General features: G+C 55.5%; 14 protein-coding genes. 6 read left to right on the top strand and 8 right to left on the bottom strand.

Features of this window, described 5'->3' with window-relative positions; translation table 11 throughout:
* Positions 1-18 precede the first annotated feature (18 nt).
* The 3 genes from minC to AC1DYF_RS14780 form a co-directional block, all read right to left on the bottom strand.
* On the bottom strand, positions 19-813 hold the full coding sequence (gene minC / locus AC1DYF_RS14790) for a septum site-determining protein MinC (RefSeq protein WP_477877620.1): 795 nt from the start codon (positions 811-813) through the stop codon (positions 19-21).
* Between the two features lie 300 nt (positions 814-1,113).
* The gene (locus AC1DYF_RS14785; RefSeq protein WP_477877483.1) at positions 1,114-1,443 is read right to left on the bottom strand and encodes a hypothetical protein; all 330 of its coding nucleotides are present in this window, start codon (positions 1,441-1,443) and stop codon (positions 1,114-1,116) included.
* A 161-nt stretch (positions 1,444-1,604) separates the two neighbouring features.
* Positions 1,605-2,534, bottom strand: a complete 930-nt coding sequence (locus tag AC1DYF_RS14780; protein WP_477877482.1) for a lytic transglycosylase domain-containing protein — start codon at positions 2,532-2,534, stop codon at positions 1,605-1,607.
* Positions 2,535-2,843: 309 nt separating this feature from the next.
* Between AC1DYF_RS14780 and AC1DYF_RS14775 the strand changes: the two genes are divergently transcribed.
* The 6 genes from AC1DYF_RS14775 to AC1DYF_RS14750 all read left to right on the top strand — a co-directional run bounded on the left by AC1DYF_RS14775 (position 2,844) and on the right by AC1DYF_RS14750 (position 8,264).
* Positions 2,844-3,065 (top strand): hypothetical protein, encoded by a 222-nt coding sequence (locus tag AC1DYF_RS14775; RefSeq protein ID WP_477877481.1) that lies wholly within the window; start codon positions 2,844-2,846, stop codon positions 3,063-3,065.
* Between the two features lie 127 nt (positions 3,066-3,192).
* Complete coding sequence (locus tag AC1DYF_RS14770) at positions 3,193-4,308, top strand: KpsF/GutQ family sugar-phosphate isomerase (protein WP_477877480.1); 1,116 nt, start codon at positions 3,193-3,195, stop codon at positions 4,306-4,308.
* A gap of 174 nt (positions 4,309-4,482) precedes the next feature.
* Positions 4,483-5,181, top strand: coding sequence for a glycosyltransferase (locus AC1DYF_RS14765; protein WP_477877479.1), 699 nt, complete (start codon positions 4,483-4,485; stop codon positions 5,179-5,181).
* A 13-nt stretch (positions 5,182-5,194) separates the two neighbouring features.
* The gene (locus AC1DYF_RS14760) at positions 5,195-6,340 is read left to right on the top strand and encodes an NAD-dependent epimerase/dehydratase family protein (protein ID WP_477877478.1); all 1,146 of its coding nucleotides are present in this window, start codon (positions 5,195-5,197) and stop codon (positions 6,338-6,340) included.
* A gap of 77 nt (positions 6,341-6,417) precedes the next feature.
* The gene (locus AC1DYF_RS14755; protein ID WP_477877477.1) at positions 6,418-7,128 is read left to right on the top strand and encodes a GAF domain-containing protein; all 711 of its coding nucleotides are present in this window, start codon (positions 6,418-6,420) and stop codon (positions 7,126-7,128) included.
* Positions 7,129-7,145: 17 nt separating this feature from the next.
* Positions 7,146-8,264, top strand: a complete 1,119-nt coding sequence (locus AC1DYF_RS14750) for a GSCFA domain-containing protein (RefSeq protein WP_477877476.1) — start codon at positions 7,146-7,148, stop codon at positions 8,262-8,264.
* Between the two features lie 59 nt (positions 8,265-8,323).
* Here AC1DYF_RS14750 and AC1DYF_RS14745 read toward each other — a convergent pair whose 3' ends face one another.
* The 5 genes from AC1DYF_RS14745 to AC1DYF_RS14725 form a co-directional block, all read right to left on the bottom strand.
* Complete coding sequence (locus AC1DYF_RS14745; protein WP_477877475.1) at positions 8,324-10,252, bottom strand: capsular polysaccharide export protein, LipB/KpsS family; 1,929 nt, start codon at positions 10,250-10,252, stop codon at positions 8,324-8,326.
* Between the two features lie 101 nt (positions 10,253-10,353).
* The gene (locus tag AC1DYF_RS14740) at positions 10,354-11,439 is read right to left on the bottom strand and encodes a glycosyltransferase family protein (protein ID WP_477877474.1); all 1,086 of its coding nucleotides are present in this window, start codon (positions 11,437-11,439) and stop codon (positions 10,354-10,356) included.
* A gap of 16 nt (positions 11,440-11,455) precedes the next feature.
* Entirely contained in the window at positions 11,456-13,768 is a 2,313-nt protein-coding gene (locus tag AC1DYF_RS14735) for a glycosyltransferase family protein (protein WP_477877473.1), read from the bottom strand.
* Between the two features lie 5 nt (positions 13,769-13,773).
* Entirely contained in the window at positions 13,774-15,312 is a 1,539-nt protein-coding gene (locus AC1DYF_RS14730) for a hypothetical protein (RefSeq protein WP_477877472.1), read from the bottom strand.
* Entirely contained in the window at positions 15,312-18,554 is a 3,243-nt protein-coding gene (locus tag AC1DYF_RS14725) for a hypothetical protein (protein ID WP_477877471.1), read from the bottom strand. The genes AC1DYF_RS14730 and AC1DYF_RS14725 overlap by 1 nt, the downstream gene beginning before the upstream one ends.
* Between the last annotated feature and the right edge of the window lie 50 nt (positions 18,555-18,604).

Raw genomic sequence — 18,604 nt, 5'->3', positions numbered from 1 at the left:
CCTTCGTTTGAATTCATTTCAAGTCAGTTTCTGCGCGCGAATCGCGTCGCCATCGAGCCAGAGATGCACCGCCTGGCCAAGAAGATCCGGGGACATCTCGTCCGCGGTCGTGTAAATTCCGTCGATCGCCAGCAACTCGGCTTCGAGCTTGCGGCAGAAGATGCGCGCCGAGGCATTGCCGAGCGTGCCGGCAAGCGCGCGGCCCCGCAGGGTGCCATAGATATGCACCGAACCGCCGGCGATGATTTCCGCCCCCGATGCCACCGAACCGATCACGGTCACGTCGCCCTCCGGAAAGATCACCGACTGGCCGGACCGCACCGGCTCGCGGATCACCATGGATTGCGGCTGAGCCCGCTCGATCGGCGCGTCTATCCTGACCGCCGGAAGCTGCGCTACTTCGATTTCAGGCTTCGGCTGCTCGACTGCGGTCTCTGCGGCTGGCGCTGCATCCGCAGTCGGCTCGCTCGGCGTGATCTCAAAATCCGAAGCCGGCTTGCCGCCGCGCATTGCCGGCGGCATGCCCGGTCCGAGCCAGGACGGCCGCGCACCTTCGAGGCCCATAACCCGGACATTGCGCTTCACAAGCTCGTCGATCAGCGACTTCAGCTTCTTGCGGTCGATCTCGAGGTCCGTGACGTCGAGCACGACCGGACGCTCGAGAAAGAAGCCCGCAGAGCGCCTGGCGAGATCGTCGAGCTGCACCAGCCAATCCTCGAAGGGAAGTTCCGGCGACAGGACAACGGCCAGGAAGGAGCGACCCTTGATACGGATGGAGCGGGCGTCTGTAAGCACTTCGTCATCTCGGTTAATTTTGAGTAAACAAGCTAGTCCGGCGGTAGTTAAGAAAGTCTTAAGATTTGTTCCCTGCCCGAAGCTGGAGCGAAACATGCCGGAGGCGGAAAAAATGATAGCGGGCTGTGCGGTTTCGCCGTCACTTTGGAAAACCCGAACTGCGCCTGCGTCCGTCTATGAGGTGGGGAGGCACTTATGACGCCGCTTTGGCGAATGATATCGGAGTGACGCTCGAAAGCAGCAGGCAGACGATCAGCGGCTGTTGATCGGTTCTTGCAATCCAAGTAGAGCGGTCTTTGCCGCTAACTGCGTTCACATTCAGAATGTCGCCCGACGCTGATCTGACCGCCTTGCAGGTTTTCCATCTTCCGAATCCACGACATAGACCAAGCCCGGCTCGACGATCCATTCGCCGTGTTCAAGGGAGAAGACGTCGTAGCGACCGTTGACGTCGCGCGGCGCGATGCCGACAAAGCGATAGCGCAGCCCCTCCTCGTCGATGGCAATTTCTCGGATGGGCCGATCGGAAAGGTAGCCGACAACGGCGCCCCGAAATTCCAGGCCCGCCAGAATGTAATATTCCACCGGAAAATTCCGGCTCACCTTATGCGCCGGATGAAATCCGATCGCTTTTGCTTTGCTTTGCATGAACATGGCATTTCCCGTTGGCTCGGCCTCGTTACACGCGGGTATTCCGTGCCTATTGGCGGATATCCTGTTCGCCTGCGGAAATTCGATGGCGAAAGCTGCTGTCGGTCATAAGGATTACGTCAAGGGATTGTTCCATCCCGGCGCTGACCGGAGGCCTGCTAGTTCTTGACCACTGCGCAGGCGACGCCTTTCCTCAGGATGGCATCGCAGAGATCATTGGCCTCCTTTCGTGTTGCCCGGCCGATTCTGGCTGCATATTTCGGGCGCATGCCGATCGGACGCGGCCTTTGCACCACGATGAGCGCGCGCTCGCCGTTGAGTGGCTCTGGCAGCGTCGCGATCTTCTGCAGGAAGATACGGCCGGCAATGTTCGGATCGAAATTCGCCGACAGCTGGACGCCCCACGGCGCCCAATCCGCGGACTGGATAAGGACCGGCTCGCGCAGGCGTCGCTTCACCGCCAGTTGAATGCAGCCGTCGAGGAAGGTCAGCGCCGGATCGAGAGACGCTGCTGCGGTCTTCGGGGGATCGTCCCGCCAGGTCTCGACCGCATGCCCTGTGACGGCAAAGACATAGTCGCGTGTCTCGATCGGCAGCCGATTTTTGACGAGAAAATTGCTCAATCCGTCTTCGCCGGCATTATAGGCGGCGGCCGCGAAGCCAAGATTGCCGAACCGAGTGCGCAGCTCGTTCAGGTAGCGGGACGAGGCATCCAGCGCCTGCACGACGTCAAAACTGTTGGCCAGGCCGCGCAGCCTCGCCGTCCCAGGCATGAATTGCGCAATCCCTTCCGCGCCCTTGGGACTGACGGCATCCGCCCGGAAAAGGCTCTCGCGCCAGATGAGGCGAGCGAAATATTCGGCAGGAAGATTCTGCTCGACGGCAAAGCGCTCGATGGCGCGACATACATCTTCATCATAGCTCGCGGAGCGGATGCAGATCTGCGGCATGCCTGGGGCGGCTGGGCGTTCGAAAAGGCACATTTTGTCCTTCTCGGCAATGACCGGGTCCGACGCCGCGGGTGGCGAAGACGCTACCTGCAACATGGAGATCGTGATAAACAAAGAGATGAGCCTGCGCAGCGCCATCGCTCTGTCCACCTCCGCTGTTGCGATCACGTTATATGACAGTTGGATATGGCGCCAAGATGGCCGGCTAACCGTCGTCGGCGTCCGCCGATCCATGCGGAGATGGCGCGGCGGTGGGATGGAAAAAACGAAATGGATCAATGATACGGCTGGTATTGTTATCCGTGTCTTTCATGCCAGCATAAATCGCACGGCATGGGGATGTTCCGACGCCCCACGCCGCGAAGCCAAGCGAACGCCACGAGCGGAACTTGCGGCCGCAGCCGGTGTTTCCCGGCAAAGGAAGCAGATAGACGGGAGTGAAAAGCCATGAACAATGATCGCCCCATCCGCATCGACGATTTGCACGACGTCATCGACCAGAAAATATCAGCCCTGATCCGCGATATGGCGACGCAATGGTCGGCCGAGGAAGTGATCCTGGCTATCGACGATGTCATCAAAGCGCGCTGGCTAGGCAAAATTCGTGCTGGTGAGGTGTCTTCCGACAAAATGTCGAAAGATTTCATTTCCGACGGCAACGAAGGTTGATTCTGGTCTTCCTGGCGAATCTCTGTGCTGAGAAACTGCCCCCGAACAGGTGGCGCGCACTTATAATGAGCAACCGTGGATGATTTGCCTCTCGCCTTCGCGATCCGGTCTTCAGATGCTCGTTGGCATGAACCTGGAGATGACAAACCGGTGCAAAGACCCAATTGTTGTTGCACCAGCGGCGGGAATCCTTATGTTACCTCAATCCAGCAACAACGTGGCAACCAGAATGGTCGGTTTCTCCATCGCCCTCGACGGGCAATCGCACGACTATAGTGATTATGACGACGGCAAAGGCTCCGTCCTTGAGACGGCGAAGCGCGTCATAAAGACGGAAGAGCGTGCGCTGAGAACGTTGTCGGAAAACATTCCCGATGACTTCTACTCCGTGGTCCGTGTCATCCTGTCGCTCAAAGGTCGCGTGATTCTCTCCGGCATCGGCAAGTCCGGGCACATTGCCAGGAAGATTGCGGCAACGCTGTCATCCACCGGCACACCGTCCTTTTTCGTTCATCCGGCCGAAGCCAGCCATGGCGATTTGGGCAATATTACCGAGCAGGACGTGTGTATATTGATATCGAATTCCGGCGAAACGTCGGAATTGTCTGACATCATTGCTCACACGCGTCGCTTTAAAATCTGCCTGATCGCGATCTCCAGCGGACGTCAGAGCACGTTGGCGCTGGCGTCGGACTACAAGCTGTTTCTCCCCCCGGCCGCCGAAGCTTGCATCATCGGCATGGCGCCAACGACGACCACGACCATGACGCTTGCGCTCGGCGACGCCTTGGCCGTGGCGCTGATGGAGCAGAGGCAATTCGCCGAAGAACACTTCCGCGCTTTTCACCCGGGAGGCCGATTGGGCGCGCGTCTGGCGACTGTCAGGCAAATCATGAGGGGCGATGAATCCCTGCCGCTTGTATCGCCTGAGCAACCGATGAGCGACACTATTCTTGAAATGACCCGTAAGGGCTTCGGAGTCGCTGGGCTGGTGGAAGACGAAAAGCTCACCGGCATCATCACCGATGGCGACCTCCGTCGGCATATGGATGGGCTGATGACCAAAACCGCGAGAGAGGTGGCAACCCCATCGCCAACGATCGTGCTGCCGTCAATGCTTGCTGTCGAAGCTGTCACATTGATGAATCAGAAGAAGATTCATATGGTTTTCGTGGTCGAAGAGAACATGGTGCCGATCGGGATCTTGCATATCCACGACTGTCTGCGGGCAGGTGTCGTCTGACGTCGTTGCAAAAAGGTTGCGATCCGCGACGCTTTTTTCCAAGACCGTCTTTGACATTTGAACGCATGGCGTTATGCAACCTACGGCGATCACCAATGGTGGACATCACGGTCACCGGCCATTGAATGTGCCGGCCGTTGATGTTTGCACCGGAAGCGAAATGGGACTGATGGCATGAGTGAACATCTCAAGATTTATGTTGGATATGACAGCCGCGAGGATATCGCCTGGCAGGTGTGCCGGCATTCGATATTGAGGCATTGCGACCAGCCGGTCGAGATTTATCCGCTGAAGCAGGACACCCTGCGTGAGCTCGGGCTCTATACACGCGGTGCGGACAACGCGACGACGGAATTCTCCATAACGCGCTTCCTCACCCCCTATCTGGGCGCACACGACGGCTGGTCGATCTTCGTCGATTGCGATTTTCTGTTCACGCGCGACGTTTACGACGTTCTGCAGCATGCCAGCCGCGACAAGGCGGTCTTCGTCGTGCAGCACGACTATACGCCTGCCAATATGATCAAGATGGACGGCAAGCAGCAGACCGTCTATCCGCGCAAGAACTGGTCGTCGTTCATCCTGTTCAACAATGCCCATCCAGAGGTCAAGGCGCTGACGCCTGAAATCGTCAACACGGCAGCGCCGGCCTTCCTGCATCGCTTCCAATGGCTGTCCAACGACAATCTGGTCGGCTCGCTGCCGCTCGACTGGAATTTTCTTGAAGGCGAATATCCGCTGCGAAACGACGTGCCAGCCGCAATCCATTACACCAACGGTGGACCGTGGTTTGAAGACTGGCAGAATGTGGGATATGCGGATCTCTGGATTTCCGAGCGGAATATGTATCTAGCGGCCGAAGCGGCGCAGTGAAAGCCGTTCAGACATGAAAACCGTGCTGGTCACCGGCGGCGCCGGGTTTATCGGATCCCATCTGGTGCCTTTGCTTGCGAAACGAGGCCATCGTGTAAGGGTTCTCGACACGCTCTCGCCGCAAATTCATGGAGCGCTGCCCAGCAGCGCTCTCGATTGGCTGATGTCGACACCCGGCGTCGAGTTTCATCGAGGCTCGGTCACCAGCGAACGCGACCTGGAAGCCGCGCTCAAGGATGTCGACACCGTCGTGCACCTGTCCTCGGAAACAGGAACGGCGCAATCGATGTACGAGATCAATCATTATTGCCATGAGAATGTCCAGGGCACAGCGCGTCTCATGCATCTCATCGTCAACGGCCAAGCACCGAGTGTGCGCCGGGTGCTGCTCTCATCGTCGCGCTCGGTCTACGGTGAAGGCGCTTATATAGACGCAGATTCGACCGATGGCGCGCGCGTCGTCCCCCTGCCGAGAACCGCGGAAGCGTTGAAAGCGCATCGTTGGGACCCTGTCAGCGCCAAGACCGGAGCTGCCCTTAAAGCGGTTCCGACACGCGAGGACGACGCCACGGCACCCGCTTCCATCTATGCCGCGACCAAGCTGATGCAGGAAGATCTTGTTCGCATCGGCTGCAGCAGCGCCGGGCTGGACTATGCGATCCTTCGTCTGCAAAATGTCTATGGTGAAGGGCAGTCGCTCAACAACCCCTATACCGGGATCTTGTCGATATTTTCGACCCGGATTCGGCGTGGGATAGAGCTGCCGATCTTTGAGGACGGGCTCGAAAGCCGGGACTTTGTCCATGTCGCAGACGTGGCGGCGGCATTTGCGGCGGCCTTGGAAGTATCGGTCTCGGCTAACTGCGTCATCAATGTCGGATCAGGAATCGGCACGCCTGTCGCCCAAGTCGCCGCGGTGCTTTGCCGCGCTTTCGATGCTCCGGTGAATACGCGCGTGACCGGCCAATTCCGCCTCGGCGACATCCGGCACAATATCGCTGACATAAGCCGGTTAAAAGAGCGACTGAATGTTGTTCCGCAGGTCACGCTTGCGGAGGGCATGAAACGCTTTGCCGCCTGGGTCGGCGAGCAGCCTTTGCCGAATGACCGGCTCGAGGAAGCGAACCGCGAGCTGATCAAGCGCAATATGATGGGATGAGGTGGTTGCCCACCAGAACCGTGTCGTTTGGAAAAGATACATGGTACTATGGGGAACTGTGTAAACTGGGACGGATAATGGCGCCGCGAAGAATTCTGGTTGTGGGGAACAGCCATTCTCAAATGCTTTCGAACGCTTTGAGTAAACATCGAGATTTTGGCGCTAGCGAAGCACCAGACTTCAAGTTCATGTGGCTTAAAACGCAAAAACATGGCGACGCGACTCTCCCCGAAATCGAAGCCGAAGTGAGCGGACTAAAAGAAACCGACCTTCTTGCCATCACAATACTCGGTACACAGCACAATATACTCGCACTGTTCCGACACGATCAGCCTTATCGTCTTTATGACCCCCAACATGCGGAGCTTTTTGAGGACAGCGCGGGGGAGGTCGTGCCTCTGTCGACGTTTGCAGCTGCAATTCGTGATATTGTTCAGCGCGATGTAACGGTTGCTCGCCTGAAAAAGCTAGCTCCTTGCCGTGTTGTTCACTTTCCTCCTCCGCCGCCTAAATTTAGCTTCGGAAGCGCGGGAAAACACATCAAGATTTCTGAAACCGAGACGGTGTTTCGGGAATTTGAGGACCCTTATAAACGCCAGCTCATCTACAAGCTGGAGCAAGGCATTACTGACGAATATTTGAAAAAAATCGGCGTCGACACCTGCGAAATACCAAAAGAGGCCGTCGATGAAAACGGCTTTTTGTCGCGGGAATTTCAAGCTGCGGATGCAACGCATGCCAATTTTGAGTACGGCGCGTCGATGCTTAGGTACTTGGCAAAGCTTTAGCGAAGAGAGGAATTAGCATGGCCGGAACCGCTCATCCCTACCGAACGATGCCAGACAAGGGCTTTTGGAAGCGTTCCGTCGTCGCGCCTGCAATGGAAAATGTCGACCCCGTCGGGCGGTTTGATCTGAAAATCAATGCGTCAACATCGGTGGCAACGGCCGGAAGCTGCTTTGCCCAGCATATTGCGCGACATTTGAAAACAAACGGYTTCAACTACTACGTCGTGGAGCCAGGCCATCCCCTCATTCCAAAAAACATACGCGCGGAACATAACTACGGCACGTTTTCCGCTCGCTATGGAAATATTTACACGGCGCTGCAGCTACGTCAGCTGGTAGAAAGAGTTCAGAACGCCTTCCGGCCTTCTGAAGCGCCATGGATCGATCCGGATGGGTCTGTGCGTGATCCTTTTCGGCCAACCATTCAACCCGGAAATTTTGTTTCCACGGCTGAAATGCTCGCGGACCGGCATGCTCACCTGGCAGCAGTAAAAAAGATGTTCGAGACACTGGACGTCTTTGTTTTCACATTGGGCTTAACGGAATGCTGGAGATCGCGCGAGGACGGTGCGGTATTTCCGCTCTGCCCTGGTGTCGAAGGCGGCGCGTTTGATGAAAGCTGCTACTTTTTTCACAATCAATCCGTCGTTGAAGTCATCATCGACATGAATGTGGCGATCGCCTATCTGAAACAGGTCAACCCCTCAGCTCACGTCATTCTCACGGTGTCTCCGGTACCTCTAATGGCCACGGCGGTTCCAGGCGAGCACGTGTTGACGGCAACCACTTATTCAAAATCGGTGCTTCGGGTAGCAGCCCAAACCCTTAGCGATTCCCACAGCAATGTGCATTACTTTCCTTCCTACGAAATCATCACAGGCGCGTATAATCGCGGGCGGTATTATGCCGAAGATCTGCGCAATGTCACCGAGGAAGGTGTCGCGCATGTCATGCGGTTGTTCCTCAAGCATGTGGCAGGTGCGGAAAGCGAAACCAGATCGAGCACTGAGGGTCCCAAGAGAGCGGACACTTTTCAGCGGGGCGTTGCCGAATTTGTTGAAGTGGAGTGTGATGAAGTGGCACTGGACCGCGCCGAAGACCGTGCTGGCCCTGCGGTGGCGAGCCCAGCCGCCTAAAGCGCGCCACGTGAATCCATAATACGCGACGCTTTAGATTTCAGTGGCCGACTGAAGGTTTATTGGGCAGCCGCTGCACCGTAAATTCTTGAAATGAGACTTTTTACGTGTCGCGCGATACTCCTGTCTCGCAGCGCAGGCCGACTTAAGTCCACCGCATAGTCTTCACAGTACCAATCGATGAAGGCGTGATATTTCTTCGCGTCGCTGGGCTTCCAAGCCAGGCATTGCGCCCACGCCTCTTCCAGCGTGTCACGCGTAGAACGTATCGTCACAGCGTCGTAAATGGCGCGCGCGAAGGATACGATCGGAACCTCATGCAGCATTGCTTCGAATCCCACGCTGCTGTTGAGCGTGAAAACGGTACGCGAACGGTCGATCAGGTCGTGAATGTTGTCTGTGGACCAAAACACGTTCATATTATCGACGAAACGCTGATAGGGTACCGTCGCTTTCAGATTTGCGGGATGAGGCTTGAGAACCATGCGAAGATTTCTCGAGCGCGCGAAGTTCACCACCCGATCCAGGACAGCATCTTCCGAAATATCGGAAAAGTACAAAATTGACTGGTCATGAGGGATTTGCAGCGGAAAGAATACATCATATTCTGCACGGCTCAGGTCCGCGCTACGTGGCGCTTGAGTGAATTTTGTCCCCAGATCCCCTGCGGCGAGCTGCTTCCTATAGTGCAAAAAGCTTTCCCCAGGCCCATTGCTCGACGCGTCGATTGCCAGTGGATAAACCGAAGCCCCCGCTCCCCAACCTCGGTGGTCAATCGTGAACAGCGACGGGAGGTATTCCTGCATATAGAATGCGACCGGCAGCCCGAGACCTGGAATTTCGAAATCACACCTATGCGGCAGAAACACGAAGTCGCCGCTCTCGGTATTAACGCGATCAGCCGTTATTTCCCAGTTTGGGATCTCCCGCACCTCCATGCGGACACCCTGCGTTTCAAGCGCATTGGCAAGCCAAATTGCAAATTGCTTCCATACCATCCGCACGGCATTGGTTTGTTCGCTTAACGGTGGGATCTTGTTTCTTGCCGGTTTTTTCCAAGGGAGGTCGAGCCGCGGCAGATAAAATGTACCCGAGCGCGGCAGCTTCTCAACCAAAGATGCATGAGATTGAAAGAAAAGGCTTACTTTATTCTGCGGATATTTCCGGAGAGCCGTGTTGATGACATGCTTAGCCTCGACCTTTTCATATTCGGAATCGCCAAGAAGTTTCGAAACAACTGAAAATGGTTGTGAGAACTCTTTTGAATCCCCTTTCGCGGACCAGACAACTGAGTTCACCTTGAACTTGTCAAAGTCTTTAAAGGCGCCGCGTAAATTTGCTGCGATCAAACTTGGTCCCATCGCCTCGATGGTTCGTGTCAGCGAAAGCTGATCGACAAACCACGCTGGACGACCTGCGGCAAATTCAGCGTCCAGCCGTTCAGCCAAGGCAGCTGCAAATCGCCGGCCATTAGGCGTAGGGAAAAAGGCCACCACGCCAGCAGCCACCTTCATATGCTCGGGATGCCCATCCTGCTCAAGGTCCCGGCGCCATAATGCAACGTCGACCGGGCCTTTCAGTGCGGCAATATGCAAATTGAGAGGATTCACAATGAGAGTGTCGGCATCCATACAGACGACGGGACATTGTGCCTGCAGGAGCAATTCTTCGCAAAACAGGAAGCGCGCCGAGGCAAAATAGGGCTGCTGGTCTTTCGTGGTCCAATGCGCCAGTTCCGGTTTGCGATGGGCGACGACAGACACCGAGGTCGCAGCAGATTCATTAGCCGCGACCTTCACCTTATCCAAGTCATCCGCCGTGGGATTCACCATGAGGATAACCAGGTCAAAACCCGGAGAAAAGATGTCCATGCTTCGCTTAAGTGCAATTGCATGGTGCAAATAATCGCTGTTGCAGGCGACAAGGACGGTCAGAGGGAGTTGCAACAGCCGGTCGGAACGCAGAAACCACTCATGATCAACAACCATCTTACTGTTCCACCTAACAATCAGAGAGTACCGATGGCAGTCCCCACAGACCTATCAAGACACAGCATCGGCCCTGCGGCAAAGCCATTTGCAACTCCAAATCAGTTTGCTTTTGCGCGAACGACTCCAGCATTAAGCTTTCGGTGCTTGGCGTTGGATTGCGTCGCCTCAAAAACGCGCATTAGTTGCGATGCCAAATTCTCGCGACGATAGACGTGCCGTAGCTTGTTTTGGGCATTGGCGACGTATCCTTGCCGCGCATGAGGGTCGTAAATCAATCGGCGCAGCGCGCTCACCCAATCACCCGTCGGGCCAGCCAGGATCCCAGCGCCGTCCGAACACGCGTTGTGGTAAACTGGCAGGTCTGACGCCACCGTGGCCGCGCCTGCCGCGCTATATTCGACCCATTTTGTATCCGCTTTGCAGCGATTGAAGGGGGTATCCTGAAGCGGAGCAAGACCAATCCACCATCCCAGCGAATTCAGTCTCTGTCTGAATTCAATATAGTTGAAGACCGGCTGGTGATGCATGTAGCGATCACCGAATCGCGCAAAGCTGGGTGGCGGAGGAATACTGCCAAAGGTTTCGAAGCGCAGCAAAGGCAACTCATCCATAAGGGCCTCCACAGCTGGCAGAACCAAGGCCAAATCTTCGGAGTGGCCGCCTGTCCCCATGTAACCAATGGTCGGCATTGTCGAAGGAGTCGGCTCCAAAACCTGTTCCGGGCTAACTGAACAATAAAGGTCGCCGCCAACAATCGGCACATCGAGGTTATAACTCTCTAAAGTTTTTGCCAGCGCAGGAGTCGAGGCATAAAGAAGGTCCGCCGCCTCCATGTTTGCGCGCAAATTCGCAAGCAGCCGAGGGTCGTTGTAGACCGCGAACTTCGTTTCCCCCAAGCTCTTCGGTACGTTCAGAAGATCATCATCAAGATGATATATTACAGGAATTCCTTTCTTCTGCGCAAATCTTGCCGCGGACTTCCCCTTCTCCCATGTGTACCTGGACATTATGAAAAAAGAAGGCTTTTCGCTGTCAATGATTCCCTCAAGAACCTTTGGTTTTTTTGAATGCGCCTCCAACCGCAGTTGCATATCACCTTTTGATATCGACTGGGCAAGTGGTTGCAGGAAGCTGATTATTTGAGTTGCGCTTATGTAGTCGCTTAAAACGAGGATACTCTTCATCTTTCCTCCCAGAGCATCATTGCGCACCGCTTTTTCCGAACGCTGGAAGTTTATCACCTCGAAAATAAGCGGCCGTCCAAGAGGCCCAATATTCCCTGGCTCCCCCAAGTCCGTGACTTATCTCGTTCACGGAACTGGCCTTTAATGCGTGCACATGATCAAAAATGCTCATGACCTGTTGGCGAAGGCGTTCCGGTGTGTATGCCTCTCGCAGGCGCCCTTGCGCTCGCTCCACCATTTCGAAGCGCGCCTTGGGATTGTGTGTGAAATGCTCCAAAGCATCAAGCCAACCGTTGTCTCCGACCGTGGCACCGCAACCGTCGGCACAACACTCGTCATAAATCATTTGCTCACTGGCAATCACCGCTGCACCAACGGCGGTATATTCGACCCACTTGGTATTTGCCTTAACGTTGTTGAAGGGCGTTCTTGCCAATGGGCAAAGGCCAATGTCCCAATTGCGGGACGCGAAGGTTTCCAGGAATTGCGCGTAATCGGGCACTGGATCCAGAACAATTATTCGCGGACCAAAAACTCGAAGAGAGTCCGGCAAGGGAATCGATCCGAAGAGCTCGAAGTTCACTTCAGGGTTCCGGTGGAGAAACTCTATCAAGCCCGGCAAGACCAGTTCAAAATCATGGGCGTGATCAAATCCCATATAGCCTATCGTCTGGACCGGGCGTAACGCAGCATCATTAATGACCGTTGCCGCGCAGTAAAGCTCGCCCGCGACCATCGGGCCAGCGTAGCCTAGCTTACGGAAGCGCTTCTTCAGACCGTCAGTGGAGCAGTAGGCCAGGTCAGCATGCCGCAGCAGATGGTCAACCGTGTGTAACCGTTCGGGCCGGTTATGTGCTCGGTACTTCTTTTGACCGAGCTCCCGCGGGATATTGAGAAGGTCGTCATCGACGTGATAAATGACTTGCGCTTCCAGCGCGGCAGCCGTTTCAGTAATGATTTCCCCATGCGGACCGCTGTAGCGGCAACACACGACAATGTCTGGCTGAAATGACCTAATCCGCTCCGAGACCCATGCGCCCGCGGTTTCCCCTCGAAACTCTTCGCCAAATTTCTCAAGGAGTTCGGTTTCCAGGAGCGTGTCGATCGTGAGTCTGCCTGTGGCCTCAAGCGGAGCCAATGGCTTCAGAAATGAGAGTTGCAAAGTCGGGATCATTCCATTCGCGATGAAAAGTATCCGTCGTGGCCCTTGCCTTTGGTCCTCAGCCTGGAATGAGACGGCAGCGCTGAGACCCATTTCCGGCGCATTCAGCAGTCTGGCAAAACGGCGATACACGTTTTGCGGATCCAACGGCATTGCGAGCTGCTTCAAGAAAGCTTGCTGCCGCGCAAGAATGGCATCGCGGCGCAGGACAGCGTCCCTAGCGAACGCCAGCCAGTCTTGTAGATTTGAAATATCAACCAGGCCCCGATAGTTGCCATAGTCCATCACCTCATCCCCATCATGCCACACAGCGGTGGGGATGCCGGCGAGGAGCATGTCAAGTATCACGGTTGACGGAGCCGAGATGCCGAACTGATACGAGGACAGATTTGCTTTGTAGATTGGAAGGTTGTTAATCTCGACATTGTCAGGAAGCTTCACATTGCTCTTGAGCACGTATTGACCGCCGGGATGCGGCCTCAGCGTCAATGGCAAACCAAAAGCACCGAAATCGTCACAAAATTGGAAGAAAACGTCCATAAAAGACGCCCCGTGGTTGCCGGAGGCTTTCAAGCGGACGGAATGGAGATTCTCACAGACGAGCCCTCCACCCAAAGTCTTCCTGCCGGCCTTGACGACCGAGCGCTGCAAAACAGTTGAAGGCCCGGTGACGTAAAGCTTCGAACGCTGCGAGGCAGGCATTGTCGACAGAACCGGCGCTTCGCACCATCCACACAGTATATCGGCCGCAAATGTTATATTGCGACCATGCGCCATGATATGCTCTCGGTTCTGCAGAAAACCGACGCATTCAAAGCCATGCTGCAATGTTATCTTCGTAAATCCGGGGGGGGCCACTCGGAAGACGTTGTGGGTGTCAGCGTGTCCGGACAAGCTGGATTCGCTTGCTGCAATGAGTATGCCGCGCCTGTTCTGGATGACAGTGAATGCGTCCAGTGCGGCATCGAACAAATGCATGTCGGCGTTGATATTGGCACGCATCTGCGCGAGTTCTCGTTGCCAGATTTTCTGACGGTCGCGGTCGAGAAAGCGATGTGAGATGAGAAAAACGATTTCGGCATCCGTCTCACGGCGCGCCAAATACGCCAAGGGGCGAATTATGTTAACGTCCTGCAGCAGATTGAAAATGAATATGATAGACGACATGGAGATCAAGCCGATTTGAGTTTATTGTCATCGTCATTAGTTTCTTCGTATGTCGCAAATACTGTCGACCAATACGGAGAATCAAGTTCCGAAAACACTATTTTAATATTACCGAACAACTGCCGAACAACACTTGTCATATTTTCTATTGTCGCATTGTACTCTGCGATGTCTACCGAAACAAAATTGGATTTCCGACCAAATAAGGTCTTACTATAGCGCCTGGGTAAGCTGCTCATAGGTAATTCCCAGACGAGCATGTTGCCGATCTCCTGCGGACCATTGAGACTGGCTTTCAGCGGCTTTGCCAGCTTCTGCATTGCTTTTCTCGTGAGCTGGAAGATCGGCTCTTTCGTTTGCTCGTTTCTTGTCAGGCGTAAATCAAACGTCAGGGCACTTGGCTGCATGGGACTTGCAATCGACAAATGCCCCAGCTTTTGAATCTGCTTATGGATTGCCCCGCTTGTCTGACGACCGTGTATCACGGCATAAAACGGCGCTTTGTCGGTCTGCGGTTCCGGCAAACTTGACAGGAACTTCAATAGATTGTCGGCTTCGACGCTCGGGTCCGCGATCAACTCCAGACGCTTGGCCAGATGATCGACAGTCTCCCGACGCAGCGCCGGCGCATGCGCCTCAAGATCCGTGAGGAGTGCTCGAATGTCCCGATAGATAAAGGGTTCGAGTTGGGAATAGAGAGGGAATCCCATGGATAAGACTTGACTGCCGCCGCTGAGCGTTGTCACGGCTCGGTTGAGCGACTTTACGACGCTAAAAGGCTGGGCGTTAACCGGCAGAAAGCAGAAGAGACAATCGCGAATTAACTCACGCTCCAGGCTTTCTTCCCACTCTTCGATATGAAAAGGTATGCCGAGACGCGCTATCATTTCCAACCGATCGACAGTGAGAGCGCGTCGATTTGTCAAAATGGAAAGACTAGGTTCGAACCCGAACTCGCGGCAAGATCGAAGAGCCGCTGCGAAAGCATGAAGATCCTGCACGCCGACGGGGAAATGCGGATTATCCCCCATCCCGAACCAGCCGATTTTGACCACACGCGTTCGCAATGTCCGCTCAACATTCGCTTCGGCAGCGGAAAGGATTGCATCAGCGTCAAAGCTGTCGAAGGGATCGTTGATCAGATGACTGGGCAGACCTGGCGCCAGACGATTCATCAGTGATTGCATTCGCGGTGTCGAGCAAACACCAAATGTCAGAGAGGGAGCGATCGCACGCAGCCAGTTGCGCAAATGGACGAAGCGGGGATTCGTCGCCTGACTGAAGTAATCATCGAAAACATCGATCCCTACCTGCGCCCCTTTGCGCTGCATCATGCCAGCAAGAACGACGCTACGAACATCATGGCATTTGCAAAACAGATATACATCGCCGTCGAAGCTGTGCGGTTCCTGCAAATCGCCTATTGAAACGATAAGGATTTCGTGTCCGCGCCTCTCCAATTTTGGTATCAATCGGTTGTAGCGTATCCGAACCCCGGCGCTTGCCAGATTGTCCTCGCCTGACACGACCAGGGTGATCTTCATCAACGCAACTCCTGCACGAATGTTACGTTCTTAAGCAACTCTTCCCAATTGCCTGGTTCGACGAAATTAATGCCAAGAGGATCAAGTTCCTCGGGATTGAGCCTGCTTCCAGTCGCCGTCGCTCTCACCCCTGTCGTGCAGAGATGGCGCCAACCGTCTCGAAGGGCAGCGAGAGCGAATTGCACCGGAAAATGCCGTCCGACGAAGAGGTAACGCTCGTCGCTCGCGTATTCGAGCAAAATCTCGCGGCGCACAAGCATGCAGGCGAAATCATTGGCGATTACTGGATAGGTAGCGCTGGGCAGCGCAGAGAATACGTCTGGCTGCCCGAGAACGAGACGCGGCGCGGCCGCGAGGGATACAGCGACTGGGAAATAGCCGGCGGCTTCTGTCTGCAACAGGGATCCTCCCTTTTGCATCTGTATCTCCCTGAGAACCCCACACCCCGCAGACGCAACTTTATCCTGCGCCAGCAATATCGAAAGGGTTTCGAGCGTTCGCTGATCGTGCAAAATTGTAGAACTGTCGAGGAGAAGCACGCTGTCGCCCGAGGCTCGTTTCATCCCCGCGGCAATGTCAATCGCCGGATTGCCGCTTGCCGTGACCGTTAGGAACCGGCCGGGAAACTGGCCCTTCAGTTCGCCGCTGCAAGGCAGTCTTTCGTCCGCCGAAATCGCAATAAAATCGACGATATCGGACGAGGCTTGCCGAGCTACCGCCATCACCGCATTGCGAGAACTTTCCTGTTCAGCACCGAACAGCAGCACGGTGATCTGAGACGATGAGCGAGAGCCACCGGATGTCCGCAAGATAGGGCCGGCTGCATCCGGTGCTCTCGGAGTTAGCTGTGCTGCGACACTTGGGCTGGCAGGAAGAGGAAACTGAATTGCAAGCGGAAGTCGCGCCTGCCCTCCCGCGAGAGAGTTGCGCTGGCTCGCCGGCGCTTCGAGCGTTGGGTAGCTCACAGGACCGGCGGCAGGTTGCAACTCAAGCAGCGTTGGCAGGCAGTTGGGTACGGAGACAAGCCATTTGGCTCGGCCCGTCACACGGTCCGCAACGATATAAGGCCCGATCAGGCTTTCGCCGCCCGCCGGTCGGTTCAACCTTCTGCTTACCAAGGCCGACAAGGTCGGCAATGCGTCAGCCGGCAAATTCAGCACCGCGCCATGGGATCGCTCTCGGCGTCGTTTGATCAAAGGCTCGCGAATTCCCTCCTGTGAAGCCAGGGCGGATGCCAAATAGGTGCCACCATCGGTCTCACCAGTTGTGCTCTCGACACGGACGCCAAACAGGGCAAGGAGCCATTCTCGCACATGCGCCGAAAATATGTGCTCGGTGCCCAGCGCGTCATCGACCCTGTATAGAACAGAAGCAATCACCTCGGAGGGGGCGTCTACACGCGCATCCCAGCCAAAAAGCTCACGCAGCAAGCCGTCGGACAGCGCGCAGAAATCTTCGAACAGGTTGCGGCGTTCGGACAGAGCCTGAAGTTCGCCATTGTGGGCACCACCTCGAGCCAATGACGGAAATGGCAGAAGACCCAATTCGATCAACACTCCGTCGGGCGTGGTGGCCGCCAAAAGAACGGGGGAAAATGCGTTGCCGAGGGCAAGATCAATGAATGACGGATCCGAGCCAACAACCCCTTCGCCGACCAGCCGAACCCTTGTCGGATCAGAGAGATCGGCCTGGAAAGCCCGGATCACGATTGCCTTTGGTGCAGAGCTGCCGACTTGTTCGTTGGCGCCAGCACGGATTCGCATAGTACCATCGGCTGGACACCAGATATCGGATATGGCCGTCGCGCCGCTGCGAAGCACCTGGCTCAGCCCTCGATAGGCAGCAACGTCAAACGCCGCCTCGATGGGACTTTCACGACCGTTATCGGCCGATCGCAGCCGTACAAAAGCAGTCTCGATGTGCAACAGCCGCATGAACGCGTAAAGCGGCTCCATTTTCAGCTGAATCTGATCGTGAGGCATCCGGGCAAGAAAAGCATTCCCCAGGACAAGGCATTTCTCTCCTGTGGCGGGCACGATATCCCGGTGGCGCGCCCATTTGATCCTTTTGACCGGCGGCTCGCTGACAGCGACCAAGGGGTCGGCATCGCCGTCCCAAGCCGACAATTTACGAGATGGCGGCGTGAAATCCATCAGTGCAAGCGGTTTCAACCCAGCAGCACGACCTTTCGTCAGATAGTGCAGAAGCGGATTGTCAGACGAACCGACAAAGCCCGGCTTCTGGTCGACATAGAATTCCGGATCGAAATAAACGCTTGGTCTGCGTCTCTCCGTCACCCCGTGACGCAGATAATGCAAAGCAGGATCCAGCCCCGCTCGACCCACATCGCTATACTGTGTCATATACCAGGCAGCATCGAACAACGGCGTGGATCTAAGCAGGGCCAACGCCTCTTCATCTTCGTTGCTGAGCATTTCCGACGCACTTTTGCGCTGCTCGTGGCGCAATGCTTTTGCCGTCCGGTTCGGCTTGTGCAGCATCCGTACCGGCTCCCGCCCCTCGGCGGCGCCCCAGAGCAGATAGTGATAAAACGGATTGACCTGCGCGGCTGCAACATCAGGATATTCCTCCAGGTAGCCTATGGAGCTGAAATTCGGCCCGGGGCTGACTATCTCGGTCATCTCGCTCGCAACGAGGTACTTGATCGGATTGGTGCCGTCCGAGACCAATTTCGGATATTCGCTCCTGAACCATTCGGCATCATAGAACGGGCTTTTCGCAACCCTGGTGACGAGCTTTTGCAGATCGCGCCAGCCATCGTCGTTGAAGAGCACCTCCCGCCAGTCATCACCACCGAATATTTGAAAAAACTCCTCAAACGAGGTGGCGCGACGACCTTCGTCTTTTCCAACCGTCAAGTAATGCAGCAGCGGGTTCAGGTTGGCCCTGGCCACGTCCAAATTAAAGGCAAAATAGCCAGCCGAATGAAAGGTCAAACTCGTGGGCCGCCCCTCGTGACCACCCACATCGAGATAGTGGTCTACAGGATCAGGACCTACGTCGTCGGCATCGTCGTTTGCGAGCAAATACCACTTTGAGTCGAAAAGATCGGAACCGGAAATCAACGCATACCCGTCCGTCAGCACCTGAACTGCATTTCTCTCGATTTCAGATTCATTACTACTATTTTTCCTTATTATCTTCACGAGCGGCGAAATACTCGCCTCTTTATTGTCGGACGCTATAATTTTTCCAGCTTTTTTCTTTGAACGCTTGGCCATCGTGGGTTGCTTTTTTGGAGGGCGCGATGCTCTTGTCATATCAAACCTGC

This window comes from Rhizobium sp. P2_G9 (genome assembly GCF_056403475.1).
The sequence above is the reverse complement of the archived record's forward strand: the minus strand, read 5'-3'. Positions and strand labels throughout refer to the sequence as shown.